Genomic DNA, 15,312 nt, shown 5'->3' on the forward strand with positions numbered 1-15,312 from the left:
ACGACACGGACGATCAGTTGGACTTCGCGGTCAGCCAGACGGTCATCGCGACGACCGCGCCCAGACCGAAGATCCAGATGAACAGACCCTCTGCCACCGGGCCGAGGGAGCCGAGGGCGAACCCGCCGGGCGACTTGTTGTCCTGCACGTACTTGAGGTACGTGATGATGTCGGCCTTCTGCTGCGGCGTCAGGTTGAGGTCGTTGAAGACCGGCATGTTCTGCGGGCCGGTGATCATGGCCTCGTAGATGTGCTTGCCGGACACCGACTGGAGGTTCGGGGCGTACTTGCCCTCGGTCAGCGCACCACCGGCGCCGGCCACGTTGTGGCACATCGCGCAGTTGATGCGGAAGAGCTCCGCACCTTCGGCGGCGTCGCCACTCTTGCCGTCGGTGAGGTCCGTGGAGGGGACCGACGGGCCGGGGCCGAGCGATGCGACGTACTCGGCGAGGGCGTCCACCTGCTCGTCCGTGAACTGGGCGGGCTTCTCTTCCGCCTGGGGGCCCTGCGCGGCCATCGGCATGCGACCGGTGCCGACCTGGAAGTCGACCGACGCGGCACCGACGCCGATGAGGGACGGGCCCTCGCTCGTGCCCTGCGCGGACAGACCGTGGCAGGTGGCGCAGTTCGAGGCGAAGAGCTTCTGGCCCTCGTTCACCTTCGACTGGCTCGACGCGGCCACGGTGCTCGTGCTGTCGTCGGCGTTCGCCGTGGAGCTGAACAGCGCGTACGCACCGCCGGTGGTCATGAGACCGACGACGATGAGCGACACGGTCGCCATCGGGGAACGGCGGCCCTTCTTGGACTTGGTTCTGTTGAACATGCGGTGGGGGCTATCCAGTTCCTACTTGAGAAGGTAGATGACGGCGAAGAGGCCGATCCAGACGACGTCGACGAAGTGCCAGTAGTACGACACGACGATCGCGGTGGTCGCTTCCTTGTGACCGAAGTTCTTGGCGGCGAAGCCGCGACCGAGCGTCAGCAGGAAGGCGATGAGGCCACCCGTGACGTGGAGACCGTGGAAACCGGTGGTCATGTAGAAGGCCGAGCCGTAGGCACTGGAGGAGAGCGTGATGCCCTCGTGCCAGAGGTTGGCGTACTCGAAGATCTGGCCGCAGACGAAGATCGCGCCCATGCAGTACGTGACGAAGAACCACTCCGTCATGCCCCAGTCCTTCGGGTTCCAGCTCGTGCGGTGCACCTGGAAGCGCTCCGCGGCGAACACCGCGAACTGGCAGGCGAAGCTGGACAGCACCAGGATGATCGTGTTCACCGAGGCGAACGGCACCTCGAGCTTGGAGGTCTCGGTCGCCCAGAGCTCGGGCGAGGTGCTGCGCAGCGTGAAGTAGATCGCGAACAGGCCGGCGAAGAACATGACCTCGCTGCCCAGCCACACGATCGTCCCCACGGCAACGGCGTTCGGCCTGTTGAGGACCGGACCGCTGGCGGATCTGGAGAGAGGGGTGCTAGTCACGTCTCCATTATGTCGGAAGTCACCGACAGTGTTTTCGCAGGAGACTGGCGGGTCACTCGAATTCACTACGATCGACGACATGCTCGACGTACTCTCATGGCCCTCGGTGATCAGCGCGCTCATGGCGCGCGAGGACCTGACGATCAGCCAGTCCACATGGGCCATGCAGGAGATCGTGGCAGGACGGGCGACGGCGGCGCAGATCGCCGCCTTCGTCGTCGCGTTGCGCGCGAAGGGCGAGACCGTCGACGAGGTCGTCGGCTTCCGCGACGCCATCCTCGACGCCGCCATCCCGCTGGACGTCGACCCCATGGCGCTCGACATCGTGGGGACGGGCGGCGACGTCGTCGGGACCGTGAACGTCTCGACCATGGCGGCTATCGTGATCGCCGCGGCCGGCGTCCCCGTCGTCAAGCACGGCAACCGCGCGAGCTCCTCGAAGTCCGGGTCCAGCGACGTCCTCGCCGCGCTAGGGCTCGACCTCACGATGGACGCCGCGCGTGTCGCGGACACGTTCCGGCGTGTCGGCCTGACCTTCGCCTTCGCGAGCGCCTTCCACCCGGGCTTCGCCCACGCGGCGGCGGTCCGGCGCGAGATCGGCGTGCCGACCGTGTTCAACTTCCTCGGTCCGCTCGTCAACCCCGCGCGGTGCGAGGCGAACGCGGTCGGCGTCGCGCAGCTCGACCTCGTCCCGATCATCACGGGCGTGTTCCAGACCCGTGGGGCGACGGCGCTCGTGTTCCGCGGCGACGACGGGCTCGACGAGCTCACCACGACCGGGCACAGCCACATCTGGGAGGTCACGGGCGGCCGCGTCACCGAGCACGACCTCGACCCGCGCGACCTCGGCATCGCCCGCGCCGCGACCTCGGACCTGCTGGGCGGCGACCCCGAGCACAACGCCGGCGTGGTGCACCGCGTCCTCGCGGGGGAGTCCGGCCCGGTCCGCGACATCGTGCTGCTCAACGCCGCCGCCGGCCTCGTGTCGTTCCGGCTCGCCGAGGACCCGTCCGAGGTCGACCGGCCGATCCTGCACCGCTTCCGCGAGCAGCTCGTCGTCGCCGCCGAGGCGGTCGACTCCGGTGCCGCAGCGCGCAAACTGGCCGAGTGGGTCAGCGCGTAGGTCGCACCGCACGCACGAGACGCAACGCACGCACGAGACGCAACGCACAGGAGGCGCGGCGCCGGTCCGTGGGACCGGCACCGCGCCTCCAGGCGGTCGCGTCAGCGCGTGTTACTGGACGTCCTCGTCGACCCAGTCGAAGGTCTTCGTGACGGCCTTCTTCCAGAGGCGCAGGGTGCGCTCGCGCTCGGCCTCGTCGAGCTGCGGCTCCCAGCGCTTGTCCTCCTGCCAGTTGGCGCGGAGCTCGTCGAGGTTCGCCCAGAACCCGACGGCCAGACCGGCCGCGTAGGCGGCGCCGAGCGCGGTGGTCTCGGCGACCACCGGACGGACGACCGGCACGTTGAGGATGTCGGCCTGGAACTGCATGAGCGCGTCGTTGGCGGTCATGCCACCATCGACCTTGAGCTCCGTCAGGTCCACGCCGGAGTCGGCGTTGACGGCGTCGAGGACCTCGCGGGTCTGCAGCGCCGTCGCCTCGAGGGCGGCACGCGCGATGTGGCCCTTGTTGACGTAGCGGGTGAGTCCGACGATCGCACCGCGGGCATCAGGACGCCAGTACGGGGCGAAGAGACCCGAGAACGCCGGGACGAAGTACACGCCGCCGTTGTCCTCGACGGTCTTGGCGAGGGCCTCGACCTCCGGGGCGCTGCCGATGAGGCCGAGGTTGTCGCGGAGCCACTGGATGAGCGACCCCGTGACGGCGATCGATCCTTCGAGTGCGTAGTGGGTGTCCGCGTCGCCGAGCTTGTAGCCGACGGTGGTCAGCAGCCCGTTCTCCGAGCGGACGATCTCCGTGCCCGTGTTGAAGATGAGGAAGTTGCCGGTGCCGTAGGTGTTCTTCGACTCGCCCTGGTCGAACGCGGCCTGGCCGAACGTCGCGGCCTGCTGGTCGCCGAGGATGCCGGCGATGGGGACCTCGCGCAGCAGGTTCGAGGACTCGACGTGGCCGTAGACCTCGGAGGAGCTGACGATCTCCGGGAGCATCGACTTCGGCACACCGAAGTCGGCGAGGATGTCGTCGCGCCACTGCAGCGTCTCGAGGTCCATGAACAGCGTGCGGGACGCGTTCGTGACGTCGGTCTTGTGGACGCCGCCGTCGATGCCACCGGTCAGGTTCCAGAGGACCCAGGTGTCGGTCGTGCCGAACAGCAGGTCCCCGGCCTCGGCCTTCTCGCGCGCACCCTCGACGTTCTCGAGGATCCACATGATCTTCGTGCCGGCGAAGTACGTCGCGAGCGGCAGGCCGACGATGGCCTTGTACCGGTCGGTGTCGCCGTCGGCGAGCTTGTCGACGATGGACTGCGTGCGGGTGTCCTGCCAGACGATCGCGTTGTAGACGGGCTTGCCGGTCGTCTTGTCCCAGACCACCGCGGTCTCGCGCTGGTTGGTGATGCCGACCGCCGCGACGTCGTGGCGGGTGATGTCCGCGCGGGACAGCGCCTGGCCGATGACCTCACGCGTGTTGTCCCAGATCTCCGCCGGGTCGTGCTCGACCCACCCGGCGCGCGGGAAGATCTGCTCGTGTTCCTTCTGTCCGACGGACACGATCGAGCCGGAGTGGTCGAAGACGATCGCTCGGGTCGAGGTCGTGCCCTGGTCGATGGCGACGATGTAGTCGGCCATGGGTGCTCCTTACGGTGTTGCTCGGGTGGGTGTTGTGGAGAGATGGATCAGGCGAGGGGGAGCAGGGCGTAGGACAGCCCGGCTGCGAGTGCACCGCCGACGAGCGGTCCAACGACGGGGACCCAGGCGTAGGCCCAGTCGCTCGAGCCCTTGCCGCGGATCGGGAGGAGAGCGTGCGCGATGCGCGGACCGAGGTCACGAGCCGGGTTGATGGCGTACCCGGTCGGACCACCGAGCGAGACACCGATCGCGATCACGAGGAAGGCGACGGGGACCGCGCCGAGCTCGGCGGGGGTCTTGCCGTTCGTGAACGCGATCACGACGAAGACGAGGACGAAGGTGCCGATGATCTCGGTGACGAGGTTCCAGCCGTAGGAGCGGATCGCCGGGCCGGTGGAGAACACGCCGAGCTTCGCGGCCGCGTCGGGCTCCTCGTCGAAGTGCTGCTTGTAGGCGAGCCAGACGATGACCGCACCGATGATCGCGCCGATCAGCTGCGCGAGCCAGTAGAGGAACATCTCGCCGACGGTGATGTTGCCGAGGATCGCCTGCGCGAGGCTCACGGCCGGGTTGAGCTGGCCGCCCGACTTGTAGGACACGGTGACACCGGCGAAGACCGCGAAGCCCCAGCCGATCGTGACCATGAGGAAGCCGGCGCCGAAGCCCTTCGACTTCGTCAGCGAGACGGCGGCGACGACGCCGCCACCGAGGATGATGAGCATCGCCGTACCGACGAGCTCAGACAGGAAATTGACGCCGATGCCGTCCATCGGTGGACCTCCAGTGCGTGAGGGTGGGGGTCCGGTGAAGCTGCGCCGCACTCCCCGTTGAGTGATTGAGGCCGAGCATAGTGACGGGGACTCGCGGTGGGCGATGACTTCGTGAGGGAAGTGCGACAAAGTGCACGAACGTGCAGGAGGAGTGTGCGCCGAGGTCTCCGGAGGGATGCGCACGACCGCACCCCCATGCACGAACGTGCAATGTCAACGAACGACTGAGCGCGCTCGCGTTGTACATTGGGGCCACTCCGGTCGACGACGGCGGTGTGCTGCCTCTCGATCGCCCGCACTCTCGTGGAGGTCAGCATGAAGAAGCTCATCAACGATCCGCAGGCTGTGGTCACCGAGACCGTCCGCGGGTTCGCACGCGCCCACGCCGGTCACGTGGTCCTCGTCGAGGACCCGATCCACCTCCACCGCGCCGATGCCCCGGTGTCCGGCAAGGTCGGCATCGTCAGCGGCGGCGGCAGCGGCCACGAGCCCCTGCACGCCGGGTTCGTCGGGTACGGCATGCTCGACGCGGCCGTCCCCGGTCCGGTGTTCACGAGCCCCACCCCTGATCCGATCGTCGCCGCGACGAAGGCGGTCGACGGGGGAGCCGGTGTGCTCCACATCGTGAAGAACTACACCGGCGACGTGCTCAACTTCGAGACCGCCGCGGAGCTCGCGGGCATGGACGACGTGCGGGTCGAGTCCGTGGTGGTTAACGACGACGTGGCCGTCCAGGACTCCCTCTACACGGCCGGCCGCCGCGGGGTCGCCGGCACCGTCGTCGTCGAGAAGTGCGCCGGAGCCGCAGCCGAGCGCGGGGACGACCTCGACCAGGTCGCCGCGGTCGCCCGGCACGTGAACGACGTCACCCGGTCGATGGGGCTCGCCCTGTCCTCCGGCACCGTCCCGCACGCGGGGGAGCCGTCCTTCACGCTCGCCGACGACGAGGTCGAGCTCGGCATCGGCATCCACGGCGAACCCGGACGCGAGCGCATCCCGATGGCACCGGCCGACGAACTCGTCGACCGGGTGCTCGAACCGATCCTCACCGACCTCGACGCGCCGGCCGGCTCGAAGGTCCTGCTCCTCGTCAACGGCATGGGCGGCACCCCGCTGTCCGAGCTCTACATCGCCTACCGACGGGCCGCCGAGGTGCTCACCGACCGCGGGTTCGAGGTCGCGCGTAGCCTGGTCGGTGACTACGTCACGTCCCTCGAGATGCAGGGGTTCTCGCTCACCGTCACGGTGCTCGACGACGAACTCACCGCGCTCTGGGACGCTCCGGTGGAGACCCCGGCACTCCGCTGGGGCCGCTGACCCGCCGCACCACGACCCGGCCCGCCACGGAGCCGGACGCAGGAAGGAACACGAATTGGCGCTCGACACCGCATGGGCCATCGACTGGGTCCGACGCACCGCCGCGACGATCGACGAGCACCGGGCAGAGCTCGTCACGCTCGACCGGGAGATCGGTGACGGTGACCACGGCGAGAACCTCGACCGCGGCTTCCGCGCCGTGCTCGAGGCCGTCGACGCCGACTCGTTCGACACCCCCGGCGCCGTGCTCAAGGTGGTCGCGACGAAGCTCATCTCCACGGTCGGCGGCGCCGCCGGGCCGCTCTTCGGCACGGCGTACCTCAAGGCGGCCCAGGCGGCCGGCGACGCGACCGAGCTCGACGCCGACACCCTCGTCGCGGTCTTGACCGCCGCTCGCGACGGCATCGTGTCCCGCGGCAAGGCCGCCGTCGGCGACAAGACGATGGTCGACGCGTGGTCGCCGGCGGTCGACGCCGCCGCGGCCGCCGCCGGCGCGGGGGACAGCCCCGAGCAGGTGCTCGCCGCCGCCGCCGACGCCGCGGTCACGGGTGCCGAGTCGACCGACCCGCTCGTCGCGCACAAGGGCCGCGCGAGCTACCTCGGGGAACGGGCCGTCGGGCACCGCGATCCGGGCGCACAGTCGACCGTGTACATCCTCCGGGCCGCGGTGGACGCCGCGTGACCGTCGGGATCCTCGTCGTCTCGCACAGCGCGGCGATCGCGACCGGCACCGTCGAGCTCGCCCGCCAGATGGCCTCGGACGTGCCGATGGTGGCAGCCGGCGGCACCGACGACGGTGGCATCGGGACCTCGTTCGAGGCGATCACCGCCGGGATCGAGGAGCTCGGCGACGCGGACGCCGTCGTGGTCCTCTGCGACCTCGGCTCGGCCTACCTGACGACCGACACGGCGCTCGACTTCCTCGACGACGACGCACGCGCTCGCGTGCACGTCTCGCCGGCTCCGCTGGTGGAGGGCGCGGTCGCCGCGGCCGTCGCCGCGCAGACCGGTGGTGACGTGGACGCGGTCCTGGCCGCCGCCGCGTCGGCCGCAGCCTCCGATGACGACGCGGGTCGCGCCTCCGATCCGTCGGGTGGTCAGCCTGGAGGCGCGGCGCAGCTCGACGGCACCGGTCCGGTCGACGACGCGGTCGCGTCCGAGACCGTCGAACTGGTCAACGAGAGCGGGCTGCACGCCCGCCCCGCGGCGGAGTTCGTGAAGACCGCCGCGAAGTACGAGGCCTCGGTGCGGGTGAACGGCGTCGACGCGAAGAGCCTGCTCGCGATCATGGCGCTGGCGCTGCCGAAGGGCGCGACCGTCACGGTCGAGGCGACGGGGCCGGACGCCGACGACGCCGTGGCCGCGCTCGTCGCGCTCGTGCGGTCCGGCTTCGGCGAGTAGCCCCGCCTGCGCCGTGTCTCGGTCGGGCCGCGCCGAGTCTCGGTCGGGCCGGCCGGGCCGGCCACCGGGGTCAGACGATCGAGACCGTCCCGGCCAGATCGAGGTCGGACGGGCCACCGGTGACCCCGGCGTCCGCGAGGAGCGTGGCGCCGAAGACCGCGCTCCAGAAGGTCCGGGCATCCCGGGCGACGCCGCTCGGACTCGTCCACCCGTGCTCGGCGACGACCCGGTCGAGGTAGCGCTCCGACTGACGGAACAGGACCGCGAGCAGCAGTCGGACGCGGTCCCGCTGTGCCCCGTCGTCACCGGCCGCCGCGAGTGCCCGCACCACGAGCGGGGTCGACGGCATCGCGAGGGCGGTGCGCGCGAGGACCTGCCGGAACGCCTCGGCCGTGGTCGCCCGGCGCCCCGCTGCCTGCAGCCGCGTGGTGTCCCGGAGGAACAGCGCGAAGGCGGCGTCGAGCACGAGCCGGTCCTTCGACCCGAAGTGGTGCGTGATCTGGTTCGGGTAGACCCCGGCCGCGCGGGCGACCTCGCTGACCGTCACCGCTCGGCGTCCGCTCGCGCCGCTGCTGAGCAGTCCGGCCGTCGCAGCGAGGATCTTCGCCCGGGTCGCTGCGCCCCGGGGGGTGCCGGGAGCGTCGGTCGTGGTTGCCATCTCCGAATTGTACGTGGTACAACTCCACTTGTTCAACGTACAAGAAGGAGTCTTCCGTGGACATCTCCATCACCGGCTACGGCGCGGTCTCCCCGTTCGGCCACGGCGTCGACGCGCTCTGGGACGCCCTCGTGGCCGGGCGCTCCGGCGTGCACGTCCTCGAGCGGTCCGGCTCGTTCTGGGACCAGGTCCCGACCATGGTCGGGGCCGACGCCGACCTCGACGCGGACGGCGCGCTCGGCCGGGTCCGGGCGAACCGGCTCGACCGGAGCCAGCAACTCGCGCTCGTCGCGGCGGAGGAGGCCTGGGCGGACGCCGGGACGCCCGCCGTCGAGGGCGACCGGCTCGCCGTCGTCGTCGGGACGGGCATCGGGGGAGTGGAGACCCTGCTCGACGCGCACGACGTCCTCGGCGCCTCCGGGGCACGACGGGTGTCACCGCGCACCGTCCCGATGCTCATGGCCAACGGCGCTGCCGCCCAGATCAGCATCGCGTTCGGCGCGCGGGCCGGTGCGTACACGACGGTGTCGGCGTGCGCTTCCGGGGCCGAGGCGATCGCGACGGCCGCCCGGCTCATCGCCACCGGTGAGGCGGACGTCGTGATCGCCGGCGGGACCGAGGCCGCGGTGACCCCGGTGACGATGGCGTCCTTCGCGCAGTCCCAGGCGCTCGCGAAGCCGGGCGACGACGACCCGACCACGCTCTCGCGGCCGTTCGACGTCGACCGGCGCGGGTTCGTGCTCGGCGAGGGCGCCGGGTTCGTGGTGCTCGAACGCGCCGAACACGCCGCGGCGCGGTCACAGCGGTCGCACGGCACGCTCGCCGGCTGGGGGATCACCTCCGACGCGTTCCACATCACCGCGCCGCTCGCGGACGGCAGCGAGCAGGAGCGAGCGATGGCGGCCGCTATCCGGATGGCCGGGCTGACCGGAGCGGACATCGACCACGTCAACGCGCACGCGACCGGCACGCCCGTCGGTGACGTCGGCGAGGCCGCGGCGATCGCCCGCGCCGTGGGCACCGGCGCGCTCGTCACCGCGCCGAAGAGCGCGATCGGGCACATGTTCGGCGCTGCCGGAGCGGTCGAGTCGATCCTCGCCGTGCGGACGATCGAGACCGGGGTCGTGCCGCCGACCCTGAACCTCGAGCACCTGGACCCGGCGGTCGCCCTCGACGTGGTGTCCGGGACGGCACGGACGGCACCGATCCGGAGCGCGCTCAACAACTCGTTCGGGTTCGGCGGCCAGAACGCGTCGCTCGTGTTCACCGGGGCCTGACCGCCGGACGGAGCAGGATGGGTCCGTGTCCAGGAGCATCCACACGACGACGACCCACGACGGCACCACGGTGGCGCGGGTCCGCGCCGCCGGTCCGGGCCAGCGGACGTGGTTGCTCCTGCACGGGTCCGACGGACACGAGACCGACCTCGTCCCGCTCGCGGAGCGGCTCATCCCGGACGCGGCGGTCGTCGCGCCCCGGGGGACCGTGCCGACGCCGTCCGGCTTCGCGCACGTCGACCGGCGGGAGGACCGGACCTTCGACGAGGACGGCCTCCGAGTCCGCTCGGCCGCGCTCGCTGCGCTGATCGAGGAGGAGCAGGGGTCCGTGCCGCCGGGCGACGGCATGCTCCTCGTCGGGTTCTCGAACGGCGCGGTGATGGCCGCCGCACTCGTCGAGTCTCGTCCGGACCTCTTCTCGGCAGCGGTCCTCCTCCGGACGCAGCCCCCGTACGAGACCACCGCTGCCCGACCGGCCGAGGCGAGCGCGCCCGCGCCCTCGATCCCGGTGCTCGTCCTCGACGGTCGGGACGACGCCCGACGCCGTCCGGACGACGGGCGTCGCGTCGCGGACCGGTTGCGCGGGCTCGGCCACCGGGTGTCGCACGTGGTGCTGCCCACGGGGCACGGGATCACGGACGATGACGAGCGAGCGATCGGCGCGTGGCTCGCAGGGATCGAGGACGGGACGGTCAGCGCGTCGGCGTGAGGTCCTGCAGGCCCGTGACCCGGAGCAGGTCGAGCTTCGCCGCGTCCTCCGTGCCGGGCACCGCCGTGTACACCACGATCCGGAGATCCCCGCCGGGCACGCTCAGCACGTCGCAGTCGATCTCGATCGTCCCGACGGGGGAGTGCACCCGCTTGCGGCTCGCCCGGTGCTCGGCGACCCGGCCGGTGTTCCAGCGCCGTTCGAACTCGGGCGACTCGCGGCGGAGCCGGGCGACCAGCTCGGCGAGGTCACGGTCGGCGGGGTAGCGACCGACCGCGGCGCGGAGGTCGGCGGCGAGGTCGCTGGAGAACTCCTCCTCGTGCTCGGCGTCCCACTCGACCTCGTCGTGCCCGTGCATGAAGTGCCGCCAGACGAGGTTCCGGTCGATGCCGGAGTACCGCGACGGGTCCCCGGTCATCGCCGCCCAGAGGTCGTTCCAGAGGACGATGTCGTGCGCGGCGGTGAACACCGCGAGCGGGACGTCACCCAGGCGGTCGACGATCCGTTGCACGCCCGGGGTGACGTGGCGGGGCACCACCAGGCGGGACGGCGGCACGACGGAGGCGACGCGGCAGAGGTGGTCGCGTTCCTCCTCGGTGAGGCGGAGCGCGGTCGCGAGCGCGCTGAGGAGCTGCGCGGACGGGTTCGTGGCGCGGCCCTGCTCGAGCCGCACGACGTAGTCGACACTGACACCGGCCAGCGCGGCGAGCTCCTCGCGACGGAGACCGGGCGTCCGCCGACCCGGCCCCGCCGGCAAGCCGACCTCCTCGGGACGCACCCGGTCGCGCCAGGAACGCAGCACACTCGCGAACTCACTCATGTGCACCATCCTCGCCCCGCGCCTCCCGGCTTCCCTGGTACTGCCGGTCCCACTGTCGAGCGGTGCCTGGGGGACCCGGCCTTGGTGGCGGATGGTGGGGGCATGACAACGACACTCATCACCGGAGCCAACCGCAGCCTCGGCCTCGAGACCGCCCGACGCCTCATCGAGGCCGGCCACACCGTCTACGCCGGCATGCGCGACCCGTCGCGCGGCGACGAGGCCCGTGCGCTCGGCGCGCACGTCGTCCAGCTGGACGTCACCGACCAGTCCTCGGTCGAGCGCGCGGTCGCCGAACTGCCCGGACTCGACGTGCTCGTGAACAACGCCGGGATCCTCGGGACCTCGTTCGGCGTGGACGACCTCGACGCCGCCGCGATCGCCTCCGTGCTCGACACCAACGTCACCGGGGTCGTCCGGGTGACGCAGGCCGCGCTGCCGCTCCTCCGCGAGTCGGCGAACCCGGTCATCGTGAACGTCGCGTCCGGCGTCGGGTTCCCGCGCTGGCTCACCACGCCCGGGCGGGACGAGTACCCCGTGCCCGCCGTGCCGTACGCGGCCTCGAAGGCGGCGCTCATCGCACTCACCGTGCAGTACGCGAAGAACTTGCCGACGTTCCGGGTGAACGCGAGCGACCCCGGGTACACCGCGACCGAGTTCAACGGGTTCGGCGGGCACCAGACCGTCACCGAGGGGACGGACGCGACCGTGGCGCTCGCGACCATCGGGGCCGACGGGCCCACGGGGGAGTTCCACGACCGCGACGGGCGCGTCGCGTACTGACGACCGGGCGCGTCGGGACGCGTCGCGTCCTGACGTGACCGGCAGCAGACGGGAGGCGCGTGGCGGACCGGCACCGCGCCTCCCGTCCGTCGCGTGGTCGCGTGACCGGCGTGGCGGGCCGGCACCGCGCCTCCCGTCCATCCGCCCGTCAGTCCTGGACGTCGGTGCCGAAGCCGGGGCCCGGCCGCATCATCCAGCCCTCCGCGTCCGGCAGCGGGCGGAACCCGAACCGCTCGTACAGGCCGTGCGCGTCCGCGGTGAAGAGTGCGAACCGCTTCAGCCCGAGCGCTTCGACGACCTCGGTCACGCCCCCGACGAGCGCGACGCCGACGCCACGGCCGCGCGCCGCAGGGTCGACGAACACGTCCGCGAGCCAGCCGAACGTGACGCCGTCGGTGATCACGCGGGCGTACCCGAGCTGCTGACCGCTCGCCTCGTCGAACACGCCGAAGTTGCGGGAGCCGGCGATGATCGCCTCCTGCGCTGCCCGCGTGCGACCGCGGGCCCAGTAGGACTCCTCGCTCAGCCAGCGGTGCACGCGGTCGACGTCGAGGTCGGCGGGGTCGTCGGAGAAGCGCAGTCCGTCCATGCGCCCAGTGAACCGGCGGGTGGGCGCGCGGGGCAACGGCCGATCCGGATGCGGCGGCCTGGAGGCGCGGCGTGGGCCCGGCGGGACGGTGCGGGTGGGAGCGTGCCGCGTCGACGGTCCTGTGCTGCCGCGTCCGTCAGTCCGCGGTCCGACCCGCGTCACGGGACGGCGCCACGACGATCCGGCCCCCGCGTCGGTACTGCGCCGACCACGCGACCGTTGCGGCGATCAGGAGCACCAGGATCGCACTGACGAGTCCGGTGCCCACACCGAGGCCGCCACGTCCGTGCGGGACCGCCACCCAGTCCGCGAACGACGCGCCGACCGGCCGGGTGAGGACGTACGCCGTCCAGAACGCGGCGACCGGTCCGAGCAGCCCGGTCAGCCGGCCGACCACGACGAGAGCCATCGCCGCGACGAAGACCAGCCCGGCGGCGAGGAACCCGAGGCGGAACGTGGTGGCCAGGAGGTCCCCGGCGGCGGTGCCGAGCGCGAACGTCACCACGACGGCCGCCCAGTAGAAGTGCTGCCGCCGGCGGGTGGTGACGGAGTGCACGTCGAGCGTGCCCTCGACGCGCCGCCACACCACGAAGACCGCGGTCAGCGCCACCAGGAACACCGACGTGGAGACCAGGTACGGCACGCCGAACGCGACGTGGGCGACGTCCGCGATCATCGTCCCGAACACTCCGACCATCGAGACCGCGGTCCAGTACAGCCACGGCACGTACCGCGTCGTGGCGAGCTGGAGCGCGAGCACGCCGGCGAAGAGCGCTGCCGTGACCAGGACCGTGGGCGCGGGATCGAACCGCGTGACGAGGAAGTCCGAGAGTGTTTCGCCCATCCCGGTGGTGAGGACCTTGACCACCCAGAACGACGGAGTCGGGTCGGGGACGCGGTTCGCGGTCATGCGGCTGCGGATCCGTCGCGGCGGAGCCGGACGGAGAGCCAGCTGATGATCGCGGTGATGACGACGAGGAAGACGATGCTCGTGGCGATGGTCCCGATGCCGAGTCCGCCGTCCTGGACCGGCGAGGACAGCAGGTCTCCGGTGGACGCACCGAGCGGGCGGGTGAGGACGTAGGCGATCCAGAAGCAGAGCACCGCGCCACGGCGGCCGATCGACCAGACCGCGGCGGTGACGGCGATCGCGCCGGCGAAGAGCAGCAGGGAGGGGAAGGAGCCGAGGCCGGTCTGCTCCGCAATGAGGTCACCGGCCGCCGTGCCGAGGGCGAAGGTGAAGAGGATCGCCAGCCAGTAGAACGCTTCGCGGCGGACCGTGTCGATGCTGTGGATCGACAGGGTCCCCTCGGTCCGGAACCAGATCACGAACACCGCGGCGAGCGCTGCGGCGAACACGGTCGTGCTGAGGATCAGCGGCACGCCCAGCCCGTCGGTGAGGTCGTCGGTGATGCACGTGCCGACGATGCTGATGAGGACCACCGTGATCCAGTACCGGGTCGGCCGGTACGAGTGGAGGTCCGCTGCGGTCTCACCGACGGTGGTGGCGAGGACCTTGATGATCCAGAACGAGGCAGTCGGGTCCGGGACCTTGTTCGATCGGACGCGACGAGGCCGGAGCGCTACGGGCGGATGGGACACGGTGTTCTCCTCGTCGGACGGAGCGGTACCGCGGTGCGGGACCGCTGACGTCACGACGGTAGGAACCCGTTCACAAGACTCCGCCAAGAATCGGGACACGGGCCGGGGCAGGGCGGGTCTGTCAGGATGACGGGATGCGCGCAGTGCAGTACGCCGAGTTCGAGTCCGTGCCGTCGATCGTCGAGGTCCCGGACCCGGCGGCACCCGCGGACGGTGTCGTTGTGCGGGTCGCCGCGACCGGGGTCTGCCGGAGCGACTGGCACGCCTGGAAGGGACACGACGACTCGGTGCGACTCCCGCACGTGCCCGGGCACGAGTTCGCCGGCGTCGTCACCGCCGTCGGCCCCGAGGTCACCCGTCACGCCGTCGGGGACCGGGTGACCGCGCCGTTCGTGTTCGCGTGTGGCTCCTGCGCCGAGTGCCTGGACGGCGCCACCCAGGTGTGCACGCGGCAGGAGCAGCCCGGCTTCACGCTGCCGGGGTCGTACGCCGAGTCGGTCGTCGTCCCGCACGCCGACGTCAACCTCGTCGCGCTGCCCGACGCCGTCGGGTTCGCCGAGGCCGCCGGGCTCGGGTGCCGCTTCGGGACCGCGTACCACGCCCTGCACGCTCGAGCGCGGGTCGCCGCGGGGGAGTGGGTCGTGGTGTTCGGCTGCGGCGGGGTCGGGCTCTCGACGGTCATCGTCGCCGTCGCCGCCGGTGCCCGGGTCGTCGCCGTCGACGTGTCGGCCGGCGCGCTCGACCGAGCAGCGGCTCTCGGCGCCGCCACCGTGACGATGGGCGACGATGCCGCTGCGGCCGTCCGGACCATCACCGGCGGGGGAGCGCACGTGTCGGTCGACGCGTTCGGGAGCCGTGCCACCTCGGTCGCCGCCGTCGCGTCCCTGTGCCCGCGCGGACGCCACGTGCAGGTCGGGCTGCTCCTCGACGACGAGGCGCAACCGGCGATCCCGATGGGCCGGGTGATCGCCGAGGAGCTCGAGCTGCTCGGCAGCCACGGCATCGCGGTGGGGGAGTACGCGGCGATGCTCGAGGACGTCGTCGCCGGACGGCTGCGGCCGGCGGACTCGATCGGGCGGTCGATCACGTTCGACGAGCTGCCGGATGCGCTCGTGGCGATGGACGGGCCCGCGACGAGCGCGGGGATGACGGTCGCGGTCGTCTGA

The 15,312-nt window shown here is 71.6% G+C and carries 17 protein-coding genes; 8 read left to right on the plus strand and 9 right to left on the minus strand.

The annotated features are described in order from the left end of the window. Positions 1 to 13: 13 nt before the first annotated feature. Complete coding sequence (qcrC, locus tag FS825_RS08040; protein WP_144712001.1) at positions 14 to 823, minus strand: cytochrome bc1 complex diheme cytochrome c subunit; 810 nt, start codon at positions 821 to 823, stop codon at positions 14 to 16. 21 nt (positions 824 to 844) lie between these two features. Next, a complete protein-coding gene (ctaE, locus tag FS825_RS08045; protein WP_144712002.1) occupies positions 845 to 1,474 on the minus strand; it encodes an aa3-type cytochrome oxidase subunit III in 630 nt (209 codons plus the stop codon). A gap of 79 nt (positions 1,475 to 1,553) precedes the next feature. On the opposite strand from ctaE, the gene trpD reads away from it, so the two are divergent. Then, the gene (gene trpD, locus FS825_RS08050) at positions 1,554 to 2,597 is read left to right on the plus strand and encodes an anthranilate phosphoribosyltransferase (protein WP_144712004.1); all 1,044 of its coding nucleotides are present in this window, start codon (positions 1,554 to 1,556) and stop codon (positions 2,595 to 2,597) included. A 111-nt stretch (positions 2,598 to 2,708) separates the two neighbouring features. Here trpD and glpK read toward each other — a convergent pair whose 3' ends face one another. Together glpK and FS825_RS08060 are read right to left on the minus strand one after the other, a co-directional pair. Further along, on the minus strand, positions 2,709 to 4,220 hold the full coding sequence (gene glpK / locus FS825_RS08055; protein WP_144712006.1) for a glycerol kinase GlpK: 1,512 nt from the start codon (positions 4,218 to 4,220) through the stop codon (positions 2,709 to 2,711). 47 nt (positions 4,221 to 4,267) lie between these two features. Then, positions 4,268 to 4,990 (minus strand): MIP/aquaporin family protein, encoded by a 723-nt coding sequence (locus FS825_RS08060; protein ID WP_144712008.1) that lies wholly within the window; start codon positions 4,988 to 4,990, stop codon positions 4,268 to 4,270. Between the two features lie 315 nt (positions 4,991 to 5,305). On the opposite strand from FS825_RS08060, the gene dhaK reads away from it, so the two are divergent. Genes dhaK through dhaM form a run of 3 tightly spaced genes read left to right on the plus strand, consistent with a single transcriptional unit; the run spans position 5,306 to position 7,708 of the window. Continuing rightward, positions 5,306 to 6,307: a dihydroxyacetone kinase subunit DhaK gene (gene dhaK / locus FS825_RS08065; RefSeq protein WP_144712009.1), complete on the plus strand. Its 1,002-nt coding sequence runs from the start codon at positions 5,306 to 5,308 to the stop codon at positions 6,305 to 6,307. 55 nt (positions 6,308 to 6,362) lie between these two features. After that, positions 6,363 to 6,989, plus strand: coding sequence for a dihydroxyacetone kinase subunit DhaL (dhaL, locus tag FS825_RS08070; RefSeq protein WP_144712011.1), 627 nt, complete (start codon positions 6,363 to 6,365; stop codon positions 6,987 to 6,989). Continuing rightward, positions 6,986 to 7,708, plus strand: a complete 723-nt coding sequence (dhaM, locus tag FS825_RS08075; protein WP_144712013.1) for a dihydroxyacetone kinase phosphoryl donor subunit DhaM — start codon at positions 6,986 to 6,988, stop codon at positions 7,706 to 7,708. The genes dhaL and dhaM overlap by 4 nt, the downstream gene beginning before the upstream one ends. Before the next feature lie 70 nt (positions 7,709 to 7,778). Here the strand turns inward: dhaM and FS825_RS08080 are convergent, their stop codons facing one another. Beyond that, positions 7,779 to 8,366, minus strand: a complete 588-nt coding sequence (locus tag FS825_RS08080) for a TetR/AcrR family transcriptional regulator (RefSeq protein ID WP_144712015.1) — start codon at positions 8,364 to 8,366, stop codon at positions 7,779 to 7,781. Positions 8,367 to 8,422: 56 nt separating this feature from the next. Here FS825_RS08080 and FS825_RS08085 point away from each other — a divergent pair, with 56 nt between their 5' ends. Next, the gene (locus FS825_RS08085) at positions 8,423 to 9,643 is read left to right on the plus strand and encodes a beta-ketoacyl-[acyl-carrier-protein] synthase family protein (RefSeq protein ID WP_144712017.1); all 1,221 of its coding nucleotides are present in this window, start codon (positions 8,423 to 8,425) and stop codon (positions 9,641 to 9,643) included. 25 nt (positions 9,644 to 9,668) lie between these two features. After that, positions 9,669 to 10,352 (plus strand): alpha/beta hydrolase, encoded by a 684-nt coding sequence (locus FS825_RS08090; RefSeq protein WP_144712018.1) that lies wholly within the window; start codon positions 9,669 to 9,671, stop codon positions 10,350 to 10,352. On the opposite strand, the gene FS825_RS08095 is transcribed toward FS825_RS08090, so the two are convergent. Next, on the minus strand, positions 10,336 to 11,172 hold the full coding sequence (locus tag FS825_RS08095; protein ID WP_144712020.1) for a helix-turn-helix domain-containing protein: 837 nt from the start codon (positions 11,170 to 11,172) through the stop codon (positions 10,336 to 10,338). The two genes, FS825_RS08090 and FS825_RS08095, sit on opposite strands and share 17 nt — an antisense overlap. Before the next feature lie 102 nt (positions 11,173 to 11,274). On the opposite strand from FS825_RS08095, the gene FS825_RS08100 reads away from it, so the two are divergent. After that, on the plus strand, positions 11,275 to 11,955 hold the full coding sequence (locus FS825_RS08100; protein ID WP_144712022.1) for an SDR family NAD(P)-dependent oxidoreductase: 681 nt from the start codon (positions 11,275 to 11,277) through the stop codon (positions 11,953 to 11,955). A gap of 148 nt (positions 11,956 to 12,103) precedes the next feature. Here FS825_RS08100 and FS825_RS08105 read toward each other — a convergent pair whose 3' ends face one another. The 3 genes from FS825_RS08105 to FS825_RS08115 form a co-directional block, all read right to left on the minus strand. Beyond that, a complete protein-coding gene (locus tag FS825_RS08105) occupies positions 12,104 to 12,544 on the minus strand; it encodes a GNAT family N-acetyltransferase (RefSeq protein ID WP_144712024.1) in 441 nt (146 codons plus the stop codon). A gap of 136 nt (positions 12,545 to 12,680) precedes the next feature. Continuing rightward, on the minus strand, positions 12,681 to 13,454 hold the full coding sequence (locus FS825_RS08110) for a COG4705 family protein (protein ID WP_144712026.1): 774 nt from the start codon (positions 13,452 to 13,454) through the stop codon (positions 12,681 to 12,683). Further along, positions 13,451 to 14,146, minus strand: coding sequence for a COG4705 family protein (locus FS825_RS08115; RefSeq protein ID WP_144712028.1), 696 nt, complete (start codon positions 14,144 to 14,146; stop codon positions 13,451 to 13,453). Before FS825_RS08115 ends, FS825_RS08110 begins: the two co-directional genes overlap by 4 nt. Positions 14,147 to 14,280: 134 nt before the next feature. On the opposite strand from FS825_RS08115, the gene FS825_RS08120 reads away from it, so the two are divergent. After that, positions 14,281 to 15,312, plus strand: a complete 1,032-nt coding sequence (locus FS825_RS08120; RefSeq protein WP_144712030.1) for an alcohol dehydrogenase catalytic domain-containing protein — start codon at positions 14,281 to 14,283, stop codon at positions 15,310 to 15,312.

The sequence above is a fragment of the Curtobacterium pusillum genome (assembly GCF_007680845.1).
Lineage (GTDB): Bacteria > Actinomycetota > Actinomycetes > Actinomycetales > Microbacteriaceae > Curtobacterium > Curtobacterium pusillum_B.

Bases quoted from the DNA above. Each gene is read 5' to 3' on its own strand.
- FS825_RS08060 (WP_144712008.1), bottom strand. From the start codon at position 4,990: ATGGACGGCATCGGCGTCAATTTCCTGTCTGAGCTCGTCGGTACGGCG.
- glpK (WP_144712006.1), bottom strand. From the start codon at position 4,220: ATGGCCGACTACATCGTCGCCATCGACCAGGGCACGACCTCGACCCGA.
- FS825_RS08095 (WP_144712020.1), bottom strand. From the start codon at position 11,172: ATGAGTGAGTTCGCGAGTGTGCTGCGTTCCTGGCGCGACCGGGTGCGT.
- FS825_RS08110 (WP_144712026.1), bottom strand. From the start codon at position 13,454: ATGACCGCGAACCGCGTCCCCGACCCGACTCCGTCGTTCTGGGTGGTC.
- trpD (WP_144712004.1), top strand. From the start codon at position 1,554: ATGCTCGACGTACTCTCATGGCCCTCGGTGATCAGCGCGCTCATGGCG.
- FS825_RS08080 (WP_144712015.1), bottom strand. From the start codon at position 8,366: ATGGCAACCACGACCGACGCTCCCGGCACCCCCCGGGGCGCAGCGACC.
- dhaK (WP_144712009.1), top strand. From the start codon at position 5,306: ATGAAGAAGCTCATCAACGATCCGCAGGCTGTGGTCACCGAGACCGTC.
- FS825_RS08120 (WP_144712030.1), top strand. From the start codon at position 14,281: ATGCGCGCAGTGCAGTACGCCGAGTTCGAGTCCGTGCCGTCGATCGTC.
- qcrC (WP_144712001.1), bottom strand. From the start codon at position 823: ATGTTCAACAGAACCAAGTCCAAGAAGGGCCGCCGTTCCCCGATGGCG.
- FS825_RS08105 (WP_144712024.1), bottom strand. From the start codon at position 12,544: ATGGACGGACTGCGCTTCTCCGACGACCCCGCCGACCTCGACGTCGAC.
- FS825_RS08100 (WP_144712022.1), top strand. From the start codon at position 11,275: ATGACAACGACACTCATCACCGGAGCCAACCGCAGCCTCGGCCTCGAG.